Source organism: Nocardia noduli (assembly GCF_019038455.1).
Taxonomy (GTDB): domain Bacteria; phylum Actinomycetota; class Actinomycetes; order Mycobacteriales; family Mycobacteriaceae; genus Nocardia; species Nocardia noduli.
This window is the reverse complement of sequence record NZ_JAFMPL010000221.1, coordinates 1-1717: the sequence shown is the minus strand read 5'-3', so window position 1 is coordinate 1717 and position 1717 is coordinate 1. Positions and strand designations below refer to the sequence as shown.

General features: G+C 66.5%; 3 protein-coding genes. 1 reads left to right on the top strand and 2 read right to left on the bottom strand.

The annotated features are described in order from the left end of the window. Window positions 1-51: 51 nt before the first annotated feature. Window positions 52-303, bottom strand: a complete 252-nt coding sequence (locus tag JZ792_RS42530) for a YdeI/OmpD-associated family protein (RefSeq protein WP_254191093.1) — start codon at window positions 301-303, stop codon at window positions 52-54. 190 nt (window positions 304-493) lie between these two features. Here JZ792_RS42530 and JZ792_RS41010 point away from each other — a divergent pair, with 190 nt between their 5' ends. Continuing rightward, window positions 494-1297 carry a phosphatase gene (locus JZ792_RS41010; RefSeq protein ID WP_216918358.1) on the top strand — a complete coding sequence of 268 codons (804 nt, stop codon included), beginning with the start codon at window positions 494-496 and terminating at the stop codon, window positions 1295-1297. 14 nt (window positions 1298-1311) lie between these two features. Here JZ792_RS41010 and JZ792_RS41005 read toward each other — a convergent pair. Next, a partial coding sequence (locus JZ792_RS41005) for a hypothetical protein (protein ID WP_216918356.1) occupies window positions 1312-1717 on the bottom strand: 406 nt, incomplete at its 5' end.

The following is a 1717-nucleotide window of genomic DNA, read 5'->3' as shown; positions in this document are numbered from 1 at the left end:
GTCGGTGGTGATACCGAGGCGGAAGCCATGGGGGTTGATTTTCTGTCCCATTTACTTTGCCCCTCCCTTCCGGCGGTTACGAGTGGATCCACCGGCGGTGGGAACGCTCTCGACCTCGATGGTGATGGTGGTGCTGCCGGAATTCTTCTTGGCGATTTTCAGCCAGACGCCGGTGCTCGACGCGTGGTTGTCCGCGAGCCAGGATTCCCATGCGGCGGGGGTGGTGAGATCGAGGATGTCGGCGGTGTCGCGTGATTCCATGGGGGCTCCCGGCGGCTCGAAGTGGTGGTTGCTATCGATCATGGTGGGGAAAGTGCTCATGGAATGAGCTGTTTGGGTGGGGGATCGGTCCGGCCGGACATTCTCCGTCCGTCGCGGCGGATTCCTGGGATTTTCTTCGAAGAATGTCCGCTGAGAACGGGCCCGTCACGTTCGTCTGGTTGGCTGGTTCGGTGGGGTTGAACGGGCCCACCGAATATGCGGAGGTTCGGCAGTGGGATTCGGACAGGTCGATCGACGGGCGCTGCGGGAGCAGTTGGTGCGGACTCGGATCGCGGGGGATGTCGCGACACCGAGGGAGGTGAATCTCGAACATCTCCGGCGCATGGTTGGTAAGGATCCGCACTATCAGTTCGGGTTGACGTTGAAGGATTGGACCTTCGACGAAGCCCTCGACATGATGGCGAGGCTGTGCGGGGTGAGTCCGGACGCGCGCTTCCTGCGCGGCGTGGACACCATCGACCCCGATCTCACGCTCGATGCCCTCGATGTGATGGGCGCGAGGATCGGGGAGGCGGCTCGGCGTCGGGAAACGGTGCTGCTCGCCACCGGTCATCCGGGCACCCTCATGAATGTCTATCGGGCGGTGGAGGATCGGCTGCGTGCGGCGGGTTGTGCCGTGCTCACACCCGCCGCGGGCTGGTCCTACGAGGCCGACGAACACTACGGTCCGCGCCGACGCGAAATCCGGTACAACTCGGGGGTCGCGGCCGTGGTCCGGCCCGACGGCGCACCCGCCCACACTCACGATCCGCATCCGATGCGGGCGATGCTGCGCGAACTCGACAACGGCTCCTGGCCGGATCTGGTCATCGCCGATCACGGTTGGGCGGGCGCGGCGGGTGATGCCGGTATCGATGTCGTCGGATTCGCCGACTGCAACGATCCCGCGCTGTTCGCGGGGCAGGCCGAGGGCAAGATCGTCGTGACGGTGCCGTTGGACGACGGCATCCGGCCCGAGGAACACTACGAACCGCTGATCGCGTACCTGCTCGCCCGCGCCGGACTGTCCGAGTGATCGACCTCGCCTGATCAGCTCACGGCGAAGGGCCGACGAACCTTGACCACCGCGTCGAGCACCCTCGTCACGGCAGAGGTGGGGACGCCGACCTCGTTGCCGATTCCCGCCGGGGTCCACGACTGATCCGCGAGGGTCAGGATCTCCGCGACCTGACCGACCGGGAGCCGGGAGAAACCACGATCGGTGATGGTGCGGGCCACCGACCAGATCTCCACATCCCCGTCCGCGTCGGGATCGGGTTCGTCGAATTCGGGCTCGAGGTCGTCGACGGCGTTGCGTGCGGCGGCGATGGCGTCGAGGGTGAGGCGCGGGTGGAGTGGTTCGGGGCCGGGATCGGCGTCGAGGGTGAGCTGCTCGGTATCCACCGCCGCGCTCTGATCGGCGGAGGCCGGGGAGGTGGAGCGCGGGGTCCTGCGG

Coding starts and splice junctions, on each gene's coding strand:
- JZ792_RS42530 (WP_254191093.1), bottom strand. CDS start 303: ATGATCGATAGCAACCACCACTTCGAGCCGCCGGGAGCCCCCATGGAA.